Raw genomic sequence first — 24,557 nt, 5'->3', positions numbered from 1 at the left:
CTAGCTTTCTACAATCACTTGTTAACGATTTTTCACATCTTTTAATACTTAATTACTTTAGTTTAAGGCTGAAAATTTTTTTCTGATGCCGGAACGATTAATAAAATCAAAAGAGCGATGGGATCAGAGTGTAAATAAACTAATAATTACCACTGTAAATAGGCTAGCATTATGAAATTAAGCTTAAACAAGTTAACAAAGGCTATGAGCCTCTCGCTGTTAACTTCATCCTTGTTGCTCGCACAAGCGGCAAGAGCAGAAGCCGAACAACGCGTATCCGATCAAGATGAATCACAAATCGAAGTTGACCAATCGTCAGACTCAGAGCTTGACGAGTCTGAAATAGAACAAGAAGTTGAAGTCATCAAGGTTACAGGTTCTCGAATTAATCAAACGACTTTAGAGGGGCCTCTACCTGTTGAGATCATCAGTGCTGATGATATGCTAAAAGCCGGTAATATGACGGTTTATGATGCATTACAAAACTTAACTCAAAATACAGGCTCGGTAACCGCCGATGAAAATTCAAATGGTTTTACGCCAAACGCTAAAGTATTAAACTTTCGTGGTTTAGGCCCTCAATATACGCTTGTACTTATCAATGGTCGTCGAATCGCCAATTACCCACAAGCGTACAAGTCTAATGCAACCGTGGTAAATGTTAACTCAGTGCCTATGGCGGCAGTTGAGCGCATTGAAGTCGTTTCAACTGGTGCTTCTGCAATCTATGGTTCCGATGCTGCAGCAGCCGTTATTAACGTGATTTTGAAGAAAGACTTTGAAGGTCTTTCAATGGGCGGAACTTTGGGCACACCTGATAATGTTGATGGCGATTCAATGCGCTTTAACATTGTAAAAGGTTTTGATTTTGATAACGGCAATATCACCGCGGTTATGGAGTACACAGATTCTGATGATATTTATGGTCCGTCTGATATGGATTATCCATATGGTACGCCAGTGATGAATCGTGGTGCGGTTGTCGTCAATGCTTTAGCTGCACAAGGTTATGATGCTTTTTATAACAACATTCCTGAAGATATGCAGCCGCCAACGTATGTTGATCCTGGAAAAGACGCCTGTGATTCTATTCCTGGAATGGAATACCAAAGCCGTGCACGAAATGAAGATAGCAGCACACCAGGTTCATTTGGTAGCTACTGTGGTCTAGATATCGGTAAACGCAGTACCATTCGAAATGGCTCTGAAAAAATCTCTGCGATGATTTCAAGTAACTTTGATCTTGATAATGATATTAGCGTTTTCGCCGACTTTATTTTTACCAATGTTCAAGCAAGTAACGACCGAGGCTATATAAACCTACAGGGTATGGTTGAAGAGCCTGGCACAACACCACCATTAATTGAATTACCATGGGGTACTTATCCTGGTACCGATTTTGGTTATCAACATAACCTGCAATCAGTTCAGCGCTTATTTGCCTCTGAAGAAATCGGTAACACCGGTACTGACTTTGATGAAAATGCGTACAGTTTTACTGTTGGCGTTGAAGGTCTGTTGATGGATGAATACGATTGGGAAGTAAGCTACACCAATTCTCGTTACACCTTAGACACCGAGCGTACACTAGCAGATTATAAAAAAGTTGAAGAGTATTTCTTTGGTGAGAACGTAGTAAATAACAACGGTGACAATGTCACTTATCTAGGTAATCCATTGTACGATGGTAACAGCCTAATCGATGTTTTTACGCCTCTTGATGCTGTAATGATTGATGACATCTTTGGTCGTGGTAAAGAGAAAAACGAAACCTATTCAGATATGGTCACCGCGGTTATTTCTGGTGAAGCATTTGATTGGTACGCAGGGACTGTGCAGTTTGCTGCCGTATTAGAATACATGAATGAAGGTTTTGATTATAAAGCCGATGAAAAAATGGAAGCTGAAGACGGCGAAGGTTGGTGGAATTTTGCTGGTTTCTCCGGTGAAGGTGATCGCGATCGTTACTCTGTTGGTCTAGAAGTTCAAGTTCCATTATTAGATAACTTAAGTACCACAATGGCACTTCGTTATGACGAATATCATTCAACTGGCCCTGTAAACGGGGACTGGACACCTGCAATAAGTCTTGAGTACCGTCCAATGGATGACTTATTGGTGCGTGCATCTTATTCAGGTATCTTCCGTGCTCCTGATCTACAAGCAATATACACAGAAAGCTCATTCTACACGTCTGGTATCGACTACTTAACGTGTTACGAGCAACAATATGCACCGGATAACATTACGCCAGAAGACTTTGAAACTGGTAGTAAGGAAAAATGTTTTACCTATAACTCTGGTTTTAAAGCTGACAAATTACCTGCTTCAGATTTAAAAAATGAAACCGGTGATTCATACGGTATCGGTATTGTTTGGGAGCCAATCGATAATTTAGCAATTAAGTTTGATTACTACGACACTGAAATCAATAACCAGATCCAACAAGCAAGCTCAAACGGTCTTTTATACGACGAGTTTTTATGTGCCTATGAAGATGAAGTAACTGGCAACGTGACTTTTGGTTGTGAAAAAGTAAATCAATTGGTAAATCGCGGTCCAAATGAACCAGGTTTTGGCCAAACCAACATCGAAAAAGTAAATACCACACCATTTAACTTAGCAATGCACCGTCAAACCGGTACAGACGCGAAAATAAGCTACCGCTTTGAAACAGCAGATTATGGCTTTTTCAATACCAGCATTGCCCACACAGGTATCATCAGCACCGAGCGAGATACCATCGAAGGTGATGGTATCAAACCGACTGAATATCATGATGAGCTTTGGAATAACGAACCTATCGACACCATTGTTGGTACGTTAGGTTGGGCTTATGAAGATTTTACCGCCAACGTAACGGTTCGTTACCAAAGTGGTTTAGGCCCGCGTCGTCGTGCTGAACTGGTAAACGAAAATGGCGACCCTCGATACTTTGATTCTGACGGTAAAGAAGTCGATTACGTTGATCTTAATGAAGATGGTCAACCGGTTGATGCCGAAGGCGAAGTTATCGAAAACGTCAATACCAAACTGTCGAATAAGCGTTTAGACCCATATATCACAACAAATCTAGTTTTAGGGTACACGTTCAATGAAGGTGATACTCGCGTTAACTTTACGGTTAACAACTTATTTGATGAAAACTCACCGGAAGACGACTCTTGGAGCTATAACGAATGGCCATGGTACAACATCAGTGCTTATGCCGGGTCAGCGATAGGTCGTGAGTTTTATTTAGGATTTGAACACAACTTTTAATTAGCTCGCACTAAAAAGTTGTCATTAAATATATCAGCCGCAACGCGGCTTTTAAAAAGAGGAATACAAGGTGAAATTAAAGCAAATCGCTATAGCTGCCACATCGACGCTTTATATGAGCGCAGTAGCTGCTGCCGCAGTGTCTTTACCTGTAGTAGAAAACAGAATTGATTTACCAGATTTTCAACAATCAGATTTACCAGAATATTTGAAACAAGCTCCTGTATTTGAGCATCAACAAGTATTTGGTAATTCAGAGTCAAAGTTTGCACAAGTAAACCGTCTTACCGGCTTACCGATGACAAACGGCGCTAACATTCAATATAACCGCAAGGATAAGTTTGTCCCAGAAGACGGTATTGAAGGTGTTCAACAATATTTCGTAAGTTTACATGATCGTCCTGCCGCGCAATATACCGGTGGTATACCTGGACTTGCTGCGACACATCTTGCGACAGTAGCTCAAGAACATATCGACAGTAATATCACGACCTTTAAAGAAGGTAATGAAATTAACTTAAAACGATTAAAAGCCTCTGACGAATATAAAACTCGAGTTGCAAATTACAAAGAATATATTGCCAGTAAACAAGCTGAATTTATTGATAGTGCCTATGATTTTGGTTTCTCAATTCAAGCGGAAACACAATACGATGTTGCGGTAAACGCTTTTACTACGTCAATGACTCAAGAAGAAGCGATTAAACTTGCTGAATTATCGTCAGTTAAAGGTATTCATCGTGTAACCTTGCATCAAATCCAAGGTTTTACTGACGCTAGAAACGACGTTGCTGGTGTTCACGATATTATTGACTCATACGCTGCTTGGGATCTTGATGCCAAAGGCGAGGGCATTATTGTTGGTGTTGCTGATACAGGCATTAATACCGATCACCCTTCATTTGCCGATTTTGATGGTCACAGGTTTTATACTGACCGAAGCGGTATCACTTGGGAAACAGCTGACGCGGTACCTTATGATCACGTTAACCCGTGGGGTGCAGGCAATTACGTTGGTGATTGTTTGAAAGATGGTTTTGAGCATATGTGTAACGACAAACTAATTGGTGTTCGTTCATATACCCGTTTAACCGATCAATATAGTAAAACTGCATTAATCGACCATGTAATGGATAAAGCAGGTCTTGATTACAACGATCTTTATTCTGAAAGTGGTAAGTTTTATGCGGTGCCACCAGTTGGTGAAGATCACGCAGGTCATGGTTCTCATACTGCCGGTACTGCCGCTGGTAACAACCTAAAAAGTATAAAACATCACTACCGTGAAATTGACGGTCCAGGTCTTGCTGCATCTCGTGAAGCAATCGGTAATGTTACCGGGGTTGCACCACGAGCCAATGTAATAGCCTATCAAGTATGTATCTCTGCCAACTCTAATTCAGGTTACGCAGGTTGTCTATTGGATGTAATGCTAGAAACCGTTGAAGATGTGATTGAAGATGGTGTTGACGTATTAAACTGGTCACTAGGTGGTGCACCGTATGATGCATGGGAACACCCATTAGGACAAGCGTTCCTATCGGCCTATGAATCAGGTGTTCATATCAACGTAGCTGCGGGTAACAGTGGTTATCAAGGGACGGTAAAACATAGTGCCCCTTGGATCACAACCGTTGGTGCAACGCAGACGAACCGTAAAGAAGTTTTCACTAACACCTCTGACTTAAGTCAAGGTGCTGATTTACAAGCAAGCATAGATGGTCAAGCATATGACTTAGTATCTAGCCAACGCATGTTCAGCATTTCAGGTGAGCACGACAATGGTCGCGCAGTTCTAGGTGAATTTATGGGCGCTTGTGTCGAAAACGACTGTAGTGAAGCTCCTGTATGTAAAATAGGCTTTGAGATGCTTGATGATGGTTTATGTTATCAAGAATGTACTGAAGACGAATTCCGTAATCCAGATACACTTGCGTGTAATAGTTTTGGTATTGAAGATTTGCCTGATCAAAAAGATCCAGCAAATTGTCTTATTGGTACTGAGTGGGTGGACATCAATGATGTGTCTACTGGTGCTGAATGGGGTTGTTTAGATATTAACCGTGAGGTTCCTGCAAACTACACTACACGTGAATCAATCTGTCCAGATAATGTTTATGGTGGTGACGATGCAGTATTCCCATCGTTAACTGATACAGGTTCTCCTTACTGGCAGCAAGCTGCACAGCGTTTCTACTGTCCTGGCATAGATTATGATGATGCGCATCCTAACTACCGCGGACGCCTTGGTGGCTCTTACGGTATCGTTTGTGCCTACGGTGTTGAGTATTATTGGGAAACTGAATTTAGTAACGGTTTAACAAGAAATAACAAAGACACCATCGTTTATTGGGATGGTGATGACTGTAAAGATAGTGATGAAGAAAACTGTGTACCAGAAGATAGAGATGGTGACGGTGAAAACTCTACAATCGATGAGCCAACACTAGGCCAATGTCGCGTTAAAGCGCCAGATGACAGAGATTATGATAACTACGATCTACGTTATGGCAATAGTTCTGGTCCTGCACCAGCAACTCAAGCTTTTGGTTTGGTGTCAGAGCGTCCAGTATTAACTGATTACGTCGCACCAGAGCCATTGATTAAACAATCTCGTTCAAAAACATCAGCTAGCACGCAGGCTACTGTGGTCGGTATTGCGCCAGAATTACGTGTCTTTGAAGGCGATCTTTATTGTGAAAATTTAGATGAGTGGCGCGACCCTAGCGATGTCACTAAACCATATAACTTCGACGATGCTATTGTTTTCTGTGCTCGTGGTACCGGTAATAACATCGACTTTAATCAAAAAAGTAAGAATGTGCAGGAAGTTGCTGAGCGCGACGCGATTAACGCTGGTCGCAGTGAAGAAGAAGTAAATGCGTCGATTGTAGTCTACAACGATAGTCAATTTTATAGCTCTTTATTTAACTTCCCAAGCCGTATTCCATTTGTACAAATACAAAAAGAATCATGGGAAAATGACTTTGAACCTTTCTTTAAAGGCGGTGAAATTAGCGAGCCGAGCAGTCTTGTAGAGTTGCAACGTGAACGTCGTTTAACTATTACCTCTCTATACTCTGAAATTCAGCGCATAGAAGAAGACGACGATCGTTACGATCATGTATTAGCTAATTTTACTTCAAAAGGTCCGCATTACTTCATTGAAGATTTAATGCCGGTACAAGTGATGGCGCCAGGGGTGAATATTTTTGCCGCTTGGACTGATAATGCGGTATTAGATAAAGGTTACAACTCAGCCGACTTTGGTTTTGCTAACGGTACATCAATGGCGACACCGGTTGTTTCAGGCGCATTCGCTATTTTCAAGCAAGCTCGTCCTAATTGGACTAATGCTGAACGTCAATCTGCTTTAACGATGACTTCAAAAGAAGTTATTTATACTGAAGAATTCATAAATGAAGCCGATTACGATGCAGATAATCCAGATCATAGTAAGTCATCAACTCTTGTACCTAAAACGAATGAAGAAGGTGAGCTAGTATTTGATGCCGATGGCAACTTAGAAATGATTGAAATCGCCATCTATAAGAGAATCGTTAACGTTAATTCTTGGCATGTAGGCACAGGTTTAATCGACTTAGATGCAGCAATAAATACTGGTTTAGTCCTAGACGAAACTTTAGACAAGATGCTGGCTGCTAACCCAAGTGCTGGTGGCGATGCGCGTCAATTAAATATGCCATACATGTTTGATGGTAGTTGTCCTGAAACTTGTACTTGGTTACGTACATTTAAAGCAAAACGCTCTGGTAGCTGGTCAATTAACATTGATAAATTTGAATCGGCAGTTGAAATTGAATCTTCAATCGATAGCTTCACATTAGACGCAGGCGAAACGGTAACTGTTATGTTTACTGCGAAAATTGACCGTGCAATTGCTCAAAGTCAATACCAGTACGTAATAGACGGCTCTGGCTTTACCGGTGGTGAAGTAGAAATTGTTGCAACTGACCCATCGATTCCAACACTGAGATTACCTGTGGGTGTATCACTAGATACGGACACATTACCAACATTAGTGAAAGCGGAATCAACATCAACAGTAGGGCGTTATCCGATTGATTTAAGTATGCCGGCGATGTCAACAGATGAACTAAGCACTAAGCTTTATCATCAAAACAATACGTCGTATATCGATACTGATGAAAATGGAGAATTAGCGACGTCATCTTTTGGTGTGACTGAGTTACAAGCATCTACTGGCTATGGACAAACTTGGATTGGTCGTACTGAGCTAAACCTCGATCAATCTCGACGTAACTTTGACTTTGAGACTGCACATAATGACCCTTCAATTAAACTTGTTTGGGTAGATGTGCCAGAAGACACTAAGATGTTAGTTGTCGATACCATTCGTAAGGTATCAACTAACGCTCACACATCTGCTGAATTACGTGTGCACTCAGGTACATTAATGATGGTTGTTGGTCGCGATATCGTTGAACCAGGCCGAATTAATCCATTACAAGAAATCACCTGTGCTTCGGTTGCTGAAAACTTAGAAAACTTCTGTTACATCGTAGATCCACAACCTGGTAAGTACTGGGTGTTAATGCAAAATACCAATGATCTTGCGCCATTCGGAATAGATTGGCTGAAAGATACTTATGACTATGCAATTTCTGTCGTAAGCGCTGATGCGTCACCAAACTTAATTTTGGATGCACCAGAAACAGCGAATCCTGCACAGGATATATTGCAGATGGACTTGGTATACAGCATAGATACAAAAGAACATGAAGTAAGCTACGCATTAGCAGAGCTATACTCGAATGAATATGCGACTTCTGCCGACATGGGCTCAGTGCCAATTCGTTTGTACCGTAAGGAAGAGCCGGTAAGTGTTACTTTCAATCGTACTAATAAAATTGAAACCCAAGAGAATGCTTTTTCAGCTTCACCAGGAAGTTATGTAAAAGTTGAATTAGATGTTGCGGCAAACCATTCAGGTTACGATCGTGCGGTAAACGTTAATGTTAACTTGCCTGAAGGCGTAACATACGTGCGCAACGCAATTAGCGGTGATGTGCGTTTTGTAACCGGATACGCTGAGTCTGAAAATGGCGAAGGTATGTCGTTAAGTCTATACCAGCCTAATACTCATCGTTTAGGTAAAGGTTATATTCAAAGTACAAACATTAATCCGGAAGATCCGAAGAATTCGAATCATCCATATGTGTTAAACGGCACCCATAACTACGATGCACAGTGTCGAACGCCAGCTGTTGGTAATTACGCGAATGGCACATCAACAGAAGGTGGATATGTCGATATTATTAACCTAAATCCAGCTTACGGTAGAACTATGTTTGGCGAAGATACCTATGTCGACCTTGAGCAACTATTCAATTTTGATAGTCAACGTAATTACGATTTAAACTTGTATGACGGACCTCGAAGTCACACTGAATTTAAAGTTTCACCAAGCGGTTATATTTCTGCAGGTTATGGTATGACTGAAGACACTAAATATTTTGGTCCAACAGTATATCCATTTAATGAAGTACTACTTGCGCCATTGTTTAGGAAGGGTATTCGATACAATCAAACCGTTGATCTTAAGTCGACTAGAGATTTACTTCCTAACGAAAGTATCAATACTGTTGAAGGTATGACGATGGCGGTATTTGCTGATGGTATTGAGTGGAAGCTTCTTGTTGAGTGGGATAACGCATACACAGTGCAAGGCGACCAAGACTACGGTGATAGTATGGACTTCCAAGCATGGTTTGATATCGAACACAGCTATAAGGCTGGCGCTTATGAAGTAATGTTCGCTTACGATAACCTAGATATGTTACCTCCTTTGGATAACTTCCAACGTAATGATGCGATTGGTATGCAAGGTCTTGACTCTGATAGACACTTCTTTGGCTTAATTAACCCGCCAAGAAGAGAGTTTTTTGCTTACAACAATATTGAAGAAGTTTTATATGACGATTTGGTTGTGTGTTATGACTACTATGGTCCAGATTACAGTGAAAGTTCATTTATCTTCTGGGTTCGAGTTGATGATGATACCGCCGGTAAAGATCTCAATATTGAAATTGAAAAGCAAATTGCTTCGTCAACCGTTATTACTGATTACACTATTTCGGTACCTAGCCAAATTACCATTGCTGACTTTAATCAAGTGATTGTAGAGCAGGGCAGTACTGTGACTATGCCGGTTTACTATGCAGATTCTAACCTAACAGCAAATAGCGTGAATGCGTATGCAGATCACTTAAATGTTTCTGTTGACGGTAATGAACCAGGAGCAATGTTAACGATTGATGCTGCTTGTAGTTTCACTGGTGACACAACCGTTACTGTCGAAATCGCCGATATGCATAACAACAGCGATGTCGCGACAAAAGATATTGATGTTAGGGTTATTGCAAAATCAGGTTACAGCGCTGACGAATGCAGTACCTTAAGACCTGATGATGAAACAGAAAGCGAAGTTGAAGCCAATGCCGATGACGATAGTGGCTCATCTGGTGGTAGTTTTGGTTTCTTATTATTGCTAGCGCTAGCTGGTTTTAGATTTCGCAAAGTTAACGGTTAAGGCAATTGGGCAGTGTCAGTCGCTGCCCAACTCTGGAGAAAAATATGAAATTAATAAAATTATCAGGTATTGCTTTATCCGTAGCACTAGCGACTTCGTTAAGTACAGCGAATGCCAATACCGAAAATACAAATACTGAGCAAGGTTTTAATGCGCTAACCTATGACCAATCATCATATGACGTATTGAGCAACTTAAGTTCAGGTGAAACCTTAGAGATTGATAACGCTAATTCAGACGATAACGCTGAAAACAGCAAAGACAATATTAAACTGCTTGATGTTACCTATGAATTTCTTAATGAACATATTGAGTCAGGTAATACCACATTAAGTTTTACTGTCGATGGTAACAGTTTTGAATTTACCACTCGCATCGAGACACACTATGGCTTATTACATTTATACGGTGAAAATGAACAAGGTAATTTCATGCGCTTTATTCGTGGCACCGAAACCAGTTGGTTTGGTGATGTGAGTAATGGAGATGATAGTTATAGCTTAATAGACACTGTAGAAATTGGTGGACCAGGTTGGTTTATCAGTAGTATCAGAATTCCTAACAAAGGCGATATTCTTGTTAATGGCCAATTACCTGTACCTGCTACGCCTGAAAACTCTACCGTTATCGATATGGGCTATACCTACACCCATTATGTAGCCGGTCGTTATAAACCGATGGGAACGCGAGCATCAATTTTATATTTCCACTATATGCTTCAAGATGTTTTAGATAATAGTGGCTCTGGCTTTTACTTAAATCCTGTGTATATCGAACGTCAAGATGATCGTTTTTTGACTGAAGAAGAACTAGACGATGCACCAAAAACATATTTAGCCAGTGGTTGGGAATATATGTTTGGTGACATGGACGGTGCCGAAGCGATGCGTGATTATTTACGTGATTTTGGCGCTGACTTTCATGCCGGATTTTATGCAGGCGGCTCTTGTGGTAGTCGTCGTAATGAATATAAACTTGATGATATCGGTCAACCTGCATACGTTTATGATGACGAAGAAGAGCGTGCTGATATCTTATACGGTAGTATATTGAATGGCACTCGACATACATGTCGTAATTTGAATTTGATCCCGCAGTTTTTATACCATGGTTTTGCTCGACCGAATCGTGCTTATTACGAGAACAACCCGTTTTTACCTGAAAACAAAAAGACTGATTTTGGTGGTGTGTCAGACTATGCCTATGCGTCTCGATGTGGCACTGTACCGACAATTTTTAATCAAAATTTAACGGTAGATAACTTACCATTACCAGTTATCTCTTCTCCTAATGTTACCTATAAAGGACAAGCATGTGGTGATGAGAAAAACAATAATGTGATTTCGTTGCAAAATAATTTACCTTCCGTTGTTGATAATGGTGAAAGACCAGCAGCAACGGCTACAGTGAGTTTTAAATCAGGCATTATTATTGCTGACGAAAATGAAATGAAAGCTACGGTTACTCTAATTCGTGAAGGCGAACTATTAGAAAGTGCAAGCGTTGAATTATCGGTATTGCAAGGAAACAATAATCTATCGGCGATTGCTGGCGAAGACTTCACTGAAGGCTTTAAAAGAGTAGAGTTTGCACCAGGTGAAAGCGAAGCTAGTGTTGATGTTCGTATTCTAGATAATGACATCTATCGTGAAAATGGTACAGTCGAATTAGCGTTAGGTTTACCTAAGCGCCTCGATATAGCACCTAACACCAGATCGCAAATTTTGATCATTGATAATGATACTGGTAAACCGGGTTCATTTAACTTTGAAGCAAGCGCGGTTACTGTAAGTGAAGAAAGTGGTATTGCTACTATCAAAGTGATCCGCAGTGGCGACTTTGAAGGCAGTCAAATGATCCGTTATGCACTTATCGACGGCAGTGCTCGTAAAGGTAGTGACTATAACGGCGATGATGGCTTTATCGTGTTTAGCGATGGTGAAACCGAAAAGTTTATTGAAGTAGAGCTTGTATCTGATAAACGTCAAAACGCAACAGAACGCAGTTTTACCGTACAAATTGTTAGTGATGTGGATGGCGATATCAAATCTACGCAAGTGATTATTGGTGATGATGAAGCGGCAACAGGCTTTGTCGCCGTGACCACTGAAACAATAAATGTAGATTATCATGCGTCGCAAGCGTCTATTACATTAGAACGTAATGATGGCGATATTGGTGAAATTACGGTTTTATATGAAACTGTAGATGGCACTGCAATTGCTGGAACTCACTATGCGAATACCAAAGGCAGCGTTAAGTTTGACGCTGGTGAAACAACCAAAACAATTAGCATTAATAAGCATAAAGTCGAAGATGAAACAGAGCAGACGTCTTTTACTGTCGTACTTGCTGCACCGCAGTTAAATGGTGCCAAAATTGTCACGGTTAACCTTTTACCTGAAGAAGAGCGTGAGAGCAGTTCAGGTGGCGGTTCACTAGGTTTTGCAAGTTTTATGTTATTTGTATTAACGGCATTGCGACGTAAACGTATTTAACAAGCAACGCTTAGTCATCAATTAGAAACCGCCAATTTAGGCGGTTTTTTTTTACTAACTTTGTTAATATTTGGTTAAATTAACTAATACCATATTTTTTGTTTTTATAAGTTGTTGAAATATTAGTGTATTTTTTATTGGCAAGGATATTGCTTCTATGAAAGTTATAAAGAAACTATAAAAATTGTTATTAATAAAAGGTGCATATTGTGGACGTAAAACTAGAAGACCGCCCAATTGAACAAGTAAGAGACGAGACTGTAGATCGATTAATTTATAATTACAGCCGTCAAGTTATATCTGCAGAAGCATTTGAACATCGACTGGATAAGGCGATGCAAAGTGATGATGCTTATGAAATTGTTGCTTTAGTTGAGGACTTACCGTTAAAAACAGATAATCAATATCAAAGTGAAAAAGAATCTCAATTTACGCCAAACTATAGCCACCATATTAGTGACGAAGAAGTTAAGCTAAGAAGCATTCTTGGCTCGAATGAACGAAGTGGTAAATGGTTAGTGCCTAAAGAAATTACTGTTGTCGACGTCTTAGGGTCAACGACATTAGATTTTACCGATGCAATATTTCAGCACCAAAACGTCACCATAAATATTAATTGTGTGCTTGGTACAGATACAATTTATATTCCTGAAAACGTTAATGTGGTGTCAAAAATATATAGCGTGATGAGCAGTGTTGAAAATAAATCACCAAGTGTGGCAAATCGACAAGCGCCGACAATAACGATAAAAGGTAAAGTGGTTATGGGCACTGTCGAGGTTGAAGTTAAACGCTCTACTAAAGAAAAATTGTTAGGTTTTGCCGAAAGCTTGAAAAGCTTATTTTCTGAACCGAAATAAGCATAGGGCTTTCTGTACCTTTACTAATGCACTTGTAAAAATAACACTGGAATTTAAAAAGCCACGGTAACTGATTTTTAGTTACCGTGGCTTTTTTATACAGCATTTTATAAGTGAATTTAACGAATGTAATCTAGTCTTTTTCGTACTAAACCTAAGCTGAGAATTACCAATAACCAGAACAAATTACCACCGCCAGAGCTCGACTTTTTATTTTCTATGTCTATGGTTGCAGTAGCAACAGATTCAACACCATTTTGATAAACTGTTAATTCAATAACGACGGTTTCATCGGCATTAACTTCAGGTAAGCTTAATTGCAGTTCGCTGTTATTACTGGCGATGCTTAAGTTAGGGCCAGAAATTTGTCGCCATTGATAAGTTAAATTACTCACTGCGCTTGGATTAAAACTCGCTAAACCAGACAGGGTAATTTGTGAACCTTCAACCGCTGTTCTAAAAAATGATTCACTGTCATTGATTAATGCAACGGGCTTGCCCTTAATACTGATGGTAGAAAAATTTAATGTCTGTTCATTACCCGCATCTAAACGATAAGTTAATGATAAATCGATCATTTCGTCATAGGTAACGGCATTAGTATTTAAATCAATCGTAACGGTTTGAGCATCACTGTTAGCTGGTAACTCAAGACTTAAATTAAGCTTACCGTTCGCAAATTCAGCGTTGTGACTGCTAGTTAATAGATTCAAGCTTTCAGGTAAGTCAATACGGATGTCATAAAGTTGCGCCGTATCGGTATCGTTACCATCAACATTAATCGTTAGGGTTAATATTTCTCCGCCGATAGTACTAGCGGCATTATAGACACTAATCGATTGAAAAGAGCGTTTTATACGAACAGGGATATAGGCAATATCTTCACTAGTATCAGCGGCAGAGGCTAAATCGATAGCGGTTATGTATTCACTACCTTTTTCCATTTCTGCATCCCAATCAAGTACTAAACCTATATCTTGTAGATCTAGAATATCGTTATTTACATAGGCATTAACCATGTTGTTGTTCGGCGCAATACTATAAAACTCTATTTCGACATCGTCTAAGTCGCCTGTCGCAGTGTCATAATCGCCGTAATTATGCACAAGCAATACATAATTGCCGTAAGCAGGGTAATCGATAACACAAGCTTCATCGGAGCCATAATTGGCACTTTCACAAAGTAATTCTGAAAACTCGTAAGCATCAACCTTACCGTTAAGGTTGGCATCAAATGCGACATACAGATCAATGTCTGGCGACGTTGTTGAGATTATTTTGGCGGAGAAAAATCTAGACTCCCAACTAATGCCAAATGGCACACTATAAAAACTACCTTCATCATTAATCACATTGTATGGAAAGTTACTAAAATCACTGTCATCACGTTGTAATTGTAATTGAGTTTGATTGATTTTTGATAACGCAAAAGGCGTTACTACTATGTTGTCTACACCAACAGTAACCACGTTTTCAATGTTTTCTGAACCAATATTTGAATTCGCGATTATCTCAATATCTTGTGGGTACTTACCACGTTTAAACGATGCCATAACCGGCAGCGATAATGAAGAAAAGTTGTCGTTATTGTCGATGGTTATCGTACTTTCTTGATAACCACCTTGATAATTTGAATCAATCTTTGCCGAAAATTCAATGCTAACAGTTTCCCCAGCAGATAAGCTAAATTGACTTGGATTAGCCGTAACTAATAAGCCATCTTCACTGTCGATGGAGAGGTTAAATTGACTGTTATTAGTTGCCGTGAATGTGCGCTGCCAGGTACATTCAATTAAGCAATCTTTAGCAACGAGGGCGGGTAGGTTTAATTGCTGTGGCTTACCGTTGTTACTTGGATCAGCATCGATATAATTTTCAATAGTCTCATCCATGGTTAGTGGGGCATTTAACGCTCTATCAATTACAATTGAGCCGGTGCCACGGTCGAAAACTGTGGTCGCTTGTTTTGAGTATTGGTTTGTCACTTCATTTAAAACTAACCTAAAAACACCTGCATCAGCGGTTAGCATTAGAGCCGATTGTGCTTGCGCTGGCGTCCACTCTGGTTTTAAACCGGCAATGAGCGCAAGTGCGCCGGCAACGTGGGGGCTAGCCATTGATGTACCCGATAGCTGAATTACTGAATTGTTAGTATTGTTATCGGCAGCATAGATTTGTACACCAGGAGCAGCAACCGTTGGTACTAAATAGCTTTCAAACAGTGGTTCTGGCCCAATAGAGCTAAAGCCGGCGAGTTGGTTTTTAAAGTTATTATCTGTTGTTAACTGTGAATCACTAAAACTTACACTATATTGATCTGCTCCAGAGCTGAGCCAGTTTAAAATTTTCTCACCATCAACATAGTTAACATGAACCGTTGGTAATTGATGCAGGTCGCCATTTAAACTTTCATCGCCGTCAGCAACATTAATCAATATCATGCCAGCCGCATTACCGGCTAATGCATTTGAACCTTTTTCCACTCGCGGAATATCACCGCGACGGCAAATTACAATTTTATTTGATAGTGTGTTTTCAGCAAACGGAGATAAACAATCCCCATTGCCAAAATCTTTACCGTCAACGATTTCTGCTTCAACACCTTTTGTTGCAGATAGACCAGAAATATTTTCAACTACACTTGATGCAGGTGAAAACGAAATGGTTTTCTCGTTGCTTAAAGTACCACCGTGATCAACCGCAGCGACTGATGTTAACCATGGCGCATTTGCTGGCGCCAAAATGGTTTCACTGTCATCTATACCATTATTTCCTTCGTTGCCCGCTGAAACGGCAACATGAATACCGGCTGCGCGAGCATTTAGCATTGCTTGCGCATCAAAGTTAAATGAATCCCATGGCGAATTGCTTACTGGTGAACCAATCGAATAATTCAGTACATTGATACCATGTTCAATTGCATGATCTACCGCCGCTAAGGCAATGTCTGGCCAGCAGGAATATAAATCACATACTTGGTAAGAAACCACATTAGCATGAGGGGCAACGCCACTTACTTGTTCAAATACAGCATTAGAAACATCGCCTAATACATTGTTTGGACGAATATTCTTTAATACATTGCCGGCCGCAGTGCTTGCTACGTGACTGCCGTGACCATCAAAGTCGATACCAATATCCGGTGTGTCACTTTGATTGGTGATCTCTGGGTGGCTCCAAATACCAATAAGCTTGTCGTTACATAAATCTTTGTATTCAGGTTGCGCACAATCACCCAAATACTCGCCATTTGGTAGCGGATTGTTGTGCTGATAGTTGTCTTGGCCAATGGCAGCAAAGGATTGATGATTTGGATTGACGCCGGTATCTAGAATACCAACGATTACGCCTTCGCCTTTATACTCAACACCCGTAGCAATCCCACTCCAAACTTTGTCAGCCTTAACATGTTGTGGTCCAGAGAATGTTGTCAATTTTCTTGGTGTCACTTTAACGACAGACTTGATGCCTTGATGAGATCTAACTTTAGCTAAATCATCGGTGTTAATTCTTGCGGTGAATGCGTTAATTGAATACTTAAAATTGTTTTCAACTTTTAACTGTCTGTTTAGTTGCATCGACAAGTCATTAATGACTTTACCTTTACTTGCTTCTAATGCCGTTAAATACCCTTGAGTAGTTGCCGATTTTAAGTTTAATTTCTTCGGTTTAGCTGCGCGGTTAAGTTGAAGTGTCTGCTGTTGTTGGGCAAAGGTCACCAATGACTGATCTTGCATGATGATAATATAAAGATCGTCAACGTTACGTTGGCTTACTTGCGTTTTGCTACCAACTGATTTATCAAATACTCGTACTTTTGGCTTCGATGTTTGTTCGGATTCAGCATGCATCGTAGAAGTTTTCTGCCAACCTACAGAGTTACTATTTGCGTAGACCTTCGCATGAAGCATTGTGGTAAACAAAATAAGTATTAAACAACATTTATTGATTTGTGTTATTACCATTACATCCTCGGTAAGTAGTCAGCTATTTAATTCTTAAGTTAGTAAAACAGCACGATTTTAAACGTCAGTATTATACGCGAAACGTCTTTATTTGTTGATGTTTAAATCACCTTAAACTGGTTATTTTAGGAAAAATAGCTCGCTGATAAAATGAACTAAATGTAGAACTTTTATTTATACGTTGTTTCTACTGAAAAAGTTCACCGATTTTGTAGTTATCTGTAACAGTTTGTTTTCGATTAATTTACCTGCCGAAATTAACCATTTTCTTTGTACTTTATTCTTTAAGATGCGCCCATCATAGAAATCGAAATATAACTGTACATTGTGGGTTGAAATGTACGTCATTTTAATAGGTAAATAATTATGTCGTTAAAATTTAAATCGCTTATCGCAGCTTCAATATCGTTAGCATTGAGTCCAATGGTTTTTGCTAAAGACGGTCAACGTGTTGGTTCTCCAAGCGCTACAGAAAACGAGATTGAAGATCACAAGCACAGTCCGCGTATAGGCTGGAAAGAATCTTTAGAAAAAAACTATGGTTTAAGCGTGGCAGCCGATTATAACTCTTATGCCATTAATTCTGGTGATGTATATGATGGTGCAGACGAAACCGCAGCTTCTGGTGTATTCCGTTTTATGGGCTCTTGGGCGGCCACTGAAAATGGTTCATTAAATTTTAAAATTGAACATCGTCATGCGTATACAGACAGAGACCCGAAGTTTTACGGTTTATTTAACCAAGGATATGCTGGTATGCCTGGTGCTAACTTCAGTGATCAAGGCGGACGTATAACCAATCTTTATTGGCGCCAAAACTTCAACGATGGTAACACCATTGTTTGGGGTGGTTTTTTAGATGCTACAGATTATATCGATGCCTTTGCGCAAGCAAGTCCTTGGACCGACTTCACACATTTAACGCTGGCCACAGGTAATGGTACTATGGCTTTGCCTGACGATGCTGCGTTTGGTTTCGCCGCAGGACATATGCTAAACAAAAACTTCTATGTATTAGGTGGCGTTATCGATGCAACGGGTTACTCAGAAGTTGATGAGTTTACCGACAACATCGATGCCTTCTTCAGTGAGAATAAGTACCATAAATCAATTGAGTTTGGTTACACTGGAGCTGGTAAAGGTGCAATTTACATGGACAATGTACATGTATCATTATGGCACCAAGACGGTGGTACTCGCCACAATGCTGGTGACGGAATGGGGGGTTACATGACTGATGACTCTCACGGTGTAAATTTCTCAGCTAGCTTTATGATGGGGCAGTGGATGCCATTCTTCCGTGCTGGTATGTCTGAAGGTTCTGCGCCGTTGCTTAGTAAGTCTGTAACAGTAGGTGCTGGCTATTACGGTTTATTACAAGAGAAAGACACCTTAGGTTTTGCCGTACAGCTTGCTGAGGTTAACGAAGATCAAATGGGTCACGATGGGAACCAAGTTATCTCGCAAATGTATTATAAAATTCCTGTAACTGATTACTTCCAGATTATTCCTGATGTGCAATACATTAAGAATTCCGAAGGTGTTGCAGCTGAAGATGATCAAGTTGTAATCGGTTTACGCGCTCGTATAATTTTATAATTTATAGTCACTGATTATCAGTTCATCCTTAAACTATAATTAGATAAAGGTCATTATTTTACCCATAATGACCTTTTTTTATGTACAAAATATCATACACTTTTCATCATGATAAAATTTTAAATAACGTCGAGAATGTTTCATACATCTAGTTAATTCTAACTTAACGGTGTATCTTTGCGTCATAAATAATATATTTGGAACTACTATGAACCTTTCATTAACTGAAGAACAAATGATGATTCAAGATATGGCAAAGAAATTTGCGGAATCTGAGTTAGCCCCTGTTGCTGCTCATCTTGATGAAACCGGTGACCAAGAAATCTTTAAGAAAAACTTAGCGCAATTGTCTGAGTTAGGTTTTATGGGATTAAACATCAAAGCTGAGTACGGTGGCGTTGAAGCAGGGGTAGTTGCGTTTTCTTTAGCAATAACTGAAATTGCCAAGGCATGTGCATCAACTGCGGTAACCACGTCGGTAAGTAATATGGTTGCTGAAGTTATTCAAGCTGTAGGTAATGAACAACAAAAGCAGACTTATTTGCCAAGACTTTGTAGCGGTGAATACCTTGCAGGCGGGTTTTGTTTAACTGAATCTGGTGCAGGCTCTGATCCTGCAGGGATGAAAACTACGGCAGTTAAAGACGGCGATGACTATATTTTAAATGGCAGTAAAATCTATATCACCAGTGGAAACTTTGCCGGTGTATTTGTGGTTTGGGCTGTCACAGATCCTGACGCAAAGAAAGGTCGTGGCATTTCTTGTTTTATCGTTGAAGCAAATACGCCAGGTATAAATATAAGCAAAAATGAAGACAAAATGGGACAAAAAGCTTCACCAACAAATGAAGTACATTTTGAAAATTGTCGTGTACCAGCAAGTGCTCTAATGGGCCAAGAAAATAAAGGCTTCGGTGTTGCCGTTGGTGAGTTAGCTGGCGGTCGTATTGGTATTGGCTCGCTTGCTTTAGGTATTGGTTTAGCTGCATTAGATTACGCCAAAGAATTTACCAAAGAGCGAAAGCAATTTGACCAACCAATCAGCAACTTCCAAGGCCTACAATGGATGATGGCTGAACGTTATACCGAAATGGAAGCGGCGCGATTGTTAATTATGCAAGCGGCATACTTAAAAGAGCAGGGCTTACCGTTTGGACCTGCGGCGTCTATGGCTAAATTGTTTGCTGCAGAGAAAGCAAATACCGCGTGCTATGACGCTCTGCAAATGCTTGGTGGTGCTGGCTATATTAAAGAATATCCACTTGAACGTATGGCACGTGATGTGCGTATCACGTCCATATATGAAGGCACTAGTGAAATTCAAAAAGTCATTATTGCTCGAGATTTGTTATCTTAATTGAGTTAATGCCATTTGTAGCATCAATTAGAGTGATTAAAAGGCCAATAACACCTAGTGTTATTAGCCTTTTTTGTTATGATCGAGTCTATAAAAGAAACTATTTTGCCAGTTGCGACAATAAATTTGATTAAATATCTGGCATTGTAATGTTATTCACCAATCCATTATTCGAATCCAAGGCATGCCATGACATCGCAAAGCAGTTCTAGCGTTCATTCTCTAATGAGCAATTTTTTTGCTAAATGTAATTCTTATTACTCTGGCGTAGCCATCAGTGTATTAATTGCTATTGCATCAGGTGCATTAGCTGCTCGCTATGACGCACCAGTTATGCTGTTTGCACTGTTACTTGGTTTAGCATTACACTTTTTATATGAATCGCCTAAGCACCAAGCCGGTATTAATTTTTCATCACGAGCGGTATTGCGGTTTGCTGTAGCATTGCTCGGAGTACGTATTGCCTTTTCGGATATCGTTTCGCTTGGTATAACACCACCAATGATAGTCATGGTCTCGATGGCATTAATGATGCTATTTGGTATCGTGCTATCTAAGGCGCTTGGCTTATCAAGAGTCTTCGGTGTATTGTCATCTGGCTCTGTTGCGGTATGTGGTGTTTCAGCGGCCGCTGCGATTTCAACGGTTTTACCGAGAAAAGAATATGAAGAAAAGTTCTTTGCATTAACCGTTATTGGTGTAACAACGCTAAGTACTATCGCCATGGTTGTTTATCCGTTAATTGTTGCTTATTTAGGCTTACCAGACGATTTGGCCGGGGTATTTATCGGTGGTTCAATTCATGATGTCGCACAAGTGGTGGGCGCAGGCTACTCAATTTCTCCTGAAGCCGGTGATATAGCGACTTACATCAAGCTACTGCGTGTTGCACTGTTATTGCCGATAGTGATGATTATCTTTTTCTCGTTTAAAGAACGTGGCTCTAAAATGGAAGGTGGGGTGACAACGTTTATTCCATTGTTTCTTATTGGATTTTTTATTTTAGCAGTGCTCAATAATATCGGCTTAATTCCTGCTGAAGTTGCTAACATGATCAAAACATTATCGAGTTGGTGTTTAGTAGTCTCAATTGCGGCAATTGGCGTTAAAACCTCATTAAAACAAATTGTTTCCGTAGGTTGGAAACCAGTCGTGTTGATAACGGCTGAAACTCTAGTGTTTGCGGTGCTGATTTTAGCGGGCATTTATCTATTCGCATAGCTTCGAATAAAGCGAAAGTGGCCTTTTGATAAGCCACTGTGGCCTATTGATATAGGCAATTATTGACCGGCAAATAAAGCCTGAATAGCTATCTCTATTCAGGTTTTTTTTTCATTTTTCGCCTAGACTTAGTTGTATAGATTTAGGTTTTTGAGTCTATTCCCACAACAAAAATAAGGTTTCAATAAAGGTTGAGAAACCTGTTACGCCCAAAATGACAAGTTTAAATGTCAGTTATATGACCTTTTATTTTACTTTTTATGTCATTAAACTCTTTAAATACAAGTGTTTAGAAATTTTTACTGATTGTTTTATACCGTTTATATCACCCTTCGAAAGTATTCGATATCGATATCGATGGCTGCTAATTTTAGTTACATGACGTTTGCTTAGTGCAAACCAAACAAAACTCAAGATAATAAAATCCTTATTAATTGGAGACAACAATGGAATCAACCGTTATTCGACCAATGGCAAAACCAGAAATGGTAGCCGACGATCCTGCTGAACAAGCGATGCTTGATCGCATTAAAGCAGGCGAATTGATTGAAAATATAGACGAGCTTACCCCTCGATACCGCAAAGTTTTGGAAAACACATTAGAAATCGCTGCAGCCGGTGAGGTGACCGTATTGACATGGGCACAAACGGGTTATGTAACAGCACCTGATCTTGGTGCCAAAATGGCAATATCTGGTTCAATTCAAGATGAAGTGGGTCACGCACATCAGCAAGGTATGTTGTGGGAGCGTTTCGGTGTTGATATGCATAAAGAAGCATTTGAACGTCCACCGGAAAGGTTTTGGTCCATGCCAGTCCTTGAGTTTGAATTAAAGAACTACATTTATTTTGTCGTTGCTCAAGCCTTTTTAGACCGTGCAGGACGTTATACAACATGGGATATCGAGCTACATTGTTCATTCGCCCCTTACCGTCGTGCATTAAGAAAGGTTAACTTTGAAGAAGCATTCCATATGCGCCATGGCTCTTACTGGATGGAGTTTTATTGGAACTACAACGATGAAACGCGTGCGATGGTTCAAGAAGCCGTTGACTGGGTATTCCCACATGGTGTGTTCTGGTATGGCCGTCCTGATGCGATGAAAGGAAAAATGGACCAACTTATTTACGGCGTACGTAAATGGTCAAACGATGAAATGCGTGATAAGTGGTTGCAATCAGCTTGTAACCTAGCAAAACGAATTGGCTGTGAAGTGCCTGCGCATTTTGACGAAGACGAAGGCAAGTACGTTTTAGACTTACCATACCCAATGACATGGGATCGTGAATCAGGTGATTGGATCTGGGAAAAATGTGAGTGGACTGATGTCGTAAACAACATGAAAAAAGGTGGTCGCATGCGCCCGGCAATTTATGAGCGTTTACAACGTGAAGAATGGGGTGCGTCATTTTGGTAAACGAACAATTACAACTTATTAATGCTGCTTTGAAGGAAGTTATCGACCCACACATGGGTGTCAACATTCTTGATATGGGAATGGTTAGACGAGTAGAGGCTACCGTTGATAAAGGCATTTATGTTGGATTGGTTTTACCTTGTATTGGTTGTCCAGCATTAGAGCTGATGATGGCTGATATTCGCAAGCGTGTAGGTGACTTAGACGGTGTAGATAAAGTCAAAGTAAAAGTCGAGTGGGGTCATCAATGGGACCGAACTCACATCACCGAAGAAGCACGAGAACGCGCAGCCCGTCACGGATATGTGATTTAAAGTTATTAGTTATCGTAAATCGATAACTCACAAAGAGAAGAGTTAATTATGAGCAAGCTTGATCATAAAGCCGATGCGAGCGTATACGAAGTATTCGGTCGTGAAAAAATTGATAAAGAATTAAGCCACTTAGGTTGTATATATGCGCTAAATGAAGATTTGGCCAGAGCGCAAGCCTACATGACATATTCAGAAAAACCATGGGTTGAATTATGTTGTGTTCGTCAAGATCACATTCTTGGCATCATTGGCAAAGAAGATACGCCAATCGGTTTTGCATAATGACAACAGATAATAATCCAAAACAAAAACACGATTCGAAAGTCTTTAAAGATGAGTACGATCAAACTGTCGAGTGTCCTTGGTGCAAATCGGAAGATACTCAGGTTGCGAGTCCTTTTGGTGGAACGGTTTCAGAAATCTTATTCAAATGTAATGGCTGTAAACAAACATTTGGTTGGATGAAATGGCAACATAAGATGCCTGAATAGCGTTATAAATTATCAATTATTAAACACATTTATAGATCTGCTTTTCGCGTTGTTATTGCAACAAAAAACAAAAGCAGTAAAAGCAGATAACATAGGTAAAGAAAATGACTATAGAAAAGAATTTAATGGCTGAATTACTTTGTATCGCTGATACAGAGTGGGTATTAGGACATTGGTATACACGCAGCTTAATGAATAGCCGTAATCTTCAAGATGCCACGGCCCTAGGTGCTATGTCGCAAGATACATGGGGCCATACCCGTGCATTATTCCGTTATTTAGAAGAAGAAAATAACTTACCAGATTTCCAAATTGAATTCGGCCGTAAAGCGGTTGAAGTTCATAATATGGACATGCTTGATAATCCGCCGCAAAGTTACGGAGATTATATCGTTACCACATACTTGGCAGAGCTTGCAGTTTGGCGCTTAATGGCAACATTTAAAGACGGAACACACAGTGACATCGCGCCTATGATGACAGCGTTTGGTAAAGAGTGTTATTTCCACCGCTTAAACTCTGATGGATGGTTCACTTTATTCACAGAAGCTGAAAAGCAAGAAGCAATCGCCTGTATTGCGCATCGTTTAGGCGCCGCTATCGCTTGGTTCGGTACTGAGAAAGCATCATCTGAATGTGAGCTGTTAGCTTCGGGTGTTCGCAGTCAGTCGGTATGGGATGCACGTCAAATGTTTATCAAAGAAGCTTCAGCTAAACTTGCTAAAGTACTTGATATTACCGAACAAAAAATTGAAGCGCTGGTAGATTCGATTAACCCAGCAGAACGTAATAACAAACGCCGTCGCCCTGAAGGTAGTGAAATGCCTGCCGCACTATGGGAATACGTAGTTCCAACCAATGAAGGCGCTATTTTGGCTCGCCGTCCATTGTCTATTTCTGTACAAGATGAAATTGATTTATGGGATAAGCCAGAAACCATTGCGTTTGATTACGATTAATCTCAATCTGATCTAAATTTTCTAAACCCTAGTTTGTGCT

13 protein-coding genes are annotated in these 24,557 nt (G+C 40.1%); 12 read left to right on the top strand and 1 reads right to left on the bottom strand.

Going from position 1 to position 24,557, the window contains the following annotated elements; all coding sequences use genetic code 11:
- The first annotated feature begins 171 nt into the window (after positions 1–171).
- The 4 genes from LT090_RS09870 to LT090_RS09855 all read left to right on the top strand — a co-directional run bounded on the left by LT090_RS09870 (position 172) and on the right by LT090_RS09855 (position 13,193).
- A complete protein-coding gene (locus tag LT090_RS09870; RefSeq protein ID WP_068545425.1) occupies positions 172–3,261 on the top strand; it encodes a TonB-dependent receptor domain-containing protein in 3,090 nt (1,029 codons plus the stop codon).
- A 70-nt stretch (positions 3,262–3,331) separates the two neighbouring features.
- Positions 3,332–9,835: a S8 family serine peptidase gene (locus LT090_RS09865; protein WP_068545426.1), complete on the top strand. Its 6,504-nt coding sequence runs from the start codon at positions 3,332–3,334 to the stop codon at positions 9,833–9,835.
- Positions 9,836–9,879: 44 nt separating this feature from the next.
- Positions 9,880–12,333: a Calx-beta domain-containing protein gene (locus LT090_RS09860; protein WP_068545427.1), complete on the top strand. Its 2,454-nt coding sequence runs from the start codon at positions 9,880–9,882 to the stop codon at positions 12,331–12,333.
- Positions 12,334–12,542: 209 nt separating this feature from the next.
- Complete coding sequence (locus LT090_RS09855) at positions 12,543–13,193, top strand: LiaF domain-containing protein (RefSeq protein ID WP_068545428.1); 651 nt, start codon at positions 12,543–12,545, stop codon at positions 13,191–13,193.
- Positions 13,194–13,312: 119 nt separating this feature from the next.
- Here LT090_RS09855 and LT090_RS09850 read toward each other — a convergent pair whose 3' ends face one another.
- Positions 13,313–17,158 (bottom strand): S8 family serine peptidase, encoded by a 3,846-nt coding sequence (locus LT090_RS09850; RefSeq protein WP_068545429.1) that lies wholly within the window; start codon positions 17,156–17,158, stop codon positions 13,313–13,315.
- A gap of 366 nt (positions 17,159–17,524) precedes the next feature.
- Between LT090_RS09850 and LT090_RS09845 the strand changes: the two genes are divergently transcribed.
- From LT090_RS09845 to LT090_RS09810, 8 genes are all read left to right on the top strand, one after another.
- A complete protein-coding gene (locus tag LT090_RS09845; protein WP_082897080.1) occupies positions 17,525–18,757 on the top strand; it encodes a carbohydrate porin in 1,233 nt (410 codons plus the stop codon).
- Positions 18,758–18,965: 208 nt separating this feature from the next.
- Positions 18,966–20,114 carry an acyl-CoA dehydrogenase family protein gene (locus LT090_RS09840; RefSeq protein ID WP_068545430.1) on the top strand — a complete coding sequence of 383 codons (1,149 nt, stop codon included), beginning with the start codon at positions 18,966–18,968 and terminating at the stop codon, positions 20,112–20,114.
- 225 nt (positions 20,115–20,339) lie between these two features.
- Positions 20,340–21,335: a YeiH family protein gene (locus tag LT090_RS09835; protein WP_068545431.1), complete on the top strand. Its 996-nt coding sequence runs from the start codon at positions 20,340–20,342 to the stop codon at positions 21,333–21,335.
- A gap of 446 nt (positions 21,336–21,781) precedes the next feature.
- Complete coding sequence (locus LT090_RS09830) at positions 21,782–22,753, top strand: 1,2-phenylacetyl-CoA epoxidase subunit PaaC (protein ID WP_068545432.1); 972 nt, start codon at positions 21,782–21,784, stop codon at positions 22,751–22,753.
- Positions 22,747–23,067 carry a metal-sulfur cluster assembly factor gene (locus LT090_RS09825; protein WP_068545433.1) on the top strand — a complete coding sequence of 107 codons (321 nt, stop codon included), beginning with the start codon at positions 22,747–22,749 and terminating at the stop codon, positions 23,065–23,067. Before LT090_RS09830 ends, LT090_RS09825 begins: the two co-directional genes overlap by 7 nt.
- 48 nt (positions 23,068–23,115) lie before the next feature.
- Positions 23,116–23,349, top strand: coding sequence for a hypothetical protein (locus LT090_RS09820; protein WP_068545434.1), 234 nt, complete (start codon positions 23,116–23,118; stop codon positions 23,347–23,349).
- Positions 23,349–23,558: a PaaD-like zinc ribbon domain-containing protein gene (locus LT090_RS09815; protein ID WP_068545435.1), complete on the top strand. Its 210-nt coding sequence runs from the start codon at positions 23,349–23,351 to the stop codon at positions 23,556–23,558. The genes LT090_RS09820 and LT090_RS09815 overlap by 1 nt, the downstream gene beginning before the upstream one ends.
- A gap of 104 nt (positions 23,559–23,662) precedes the next feature.
- On the top strand, positions 23,663–24,517 hold the full coding sequence (locus LT090_RS09810; protein ID WP_068545436.1) for a Phenylacetic acid catabolic protein: 855 nt from the start codon (positions 23,663–23,665) through the stop codon (positions 24,515–24,517).
- Positions 24,518–24,557: the final 40 nt, after the last annotated feature.

It is taken from the genome of Thalassotalea crassostreae, assembly GCF_001831495.1.
GTDB lineage: Bacteria > Pseudomonadota > Gammaproteobacteria > Enterobacterales > Alteromonadaceae > Thalassotalea_A > Thalassotalea_A crassostreae.
Note: the sequence above shows the minus strand (reverse complement) of the source record. Positions and strands in the feature narration are given on the sequence as shown.

Bases quoted from the DNA above. Each gene is read 5' to 3' on its own strand.
- LT090_RS09830 (WP_068545432.1), top strand. From the start codon at position 21,782: ATGGAATCAACCGTTATTCGACCAATGGCAAAACCAGAAATGGTAGCC.
- LT090_RS09850 (WP_068545429.1), bottom strand. From the start codon at position 17,158: ATGGTAATAACACAAATCAATAAATGTTGTTTAATACTTATTTTGTTT.
- LT090_RS09810 (WP_068545436.1), top strand. From the start codon at position 23,663: ATGACTATAGAAAAGAATTTAATGGCTGAATTACTTTGTATCGCTGAT.
- LT090_RS09840 (WP_068545430.1), top strand. From the start codon at position 18,966: ATGAACCTTTCATTAACTGAAGAACAAATGATGATTCAAGATATGGCA.
- LT090_RS09860 (WP_068545427.1), top strand. From the start codon at position 9,880: ATGAAATTAATAAAATTATCAGGTATTGCTTTATCCGTAGCACTAGCG.
- LT090_RS09820 (WP_068545434.1), top strand. From the start codon at position 23,116: ATGAGCAAGCTTGATCATAAAGCCGATGCGAGCGTATACGAAGTATTC.
- LT090_RS09835 (WP_068545431.1), top strand. From the start codon at position 20,340: ATGAGCAATTTTTTTGCTAAATGTAATTCTTATTACTCTGGCGTAGCC.
- LT090_RS09845 (WP_082897080.1), top strand. From the start codon at position 17,525: ATGTCGTTAAAATTTAAATCGCTTATCGCAGCTTCAATATCGTTAGCA.
- LT090_RS09815 (WP_068545435.1), top strand. From the start codon at position 23,349: ATGACAACAGATAATAATCCAAAACAAAAACACGATTCGAAAGTCTTT.
- LT090_RS09870 (WP_068545425.1), top strand. From the start codon at position 172: ATGAAATTAAGCTTAAACAAGTTAACAAAGGCTATGAGCCTCTCGCTG.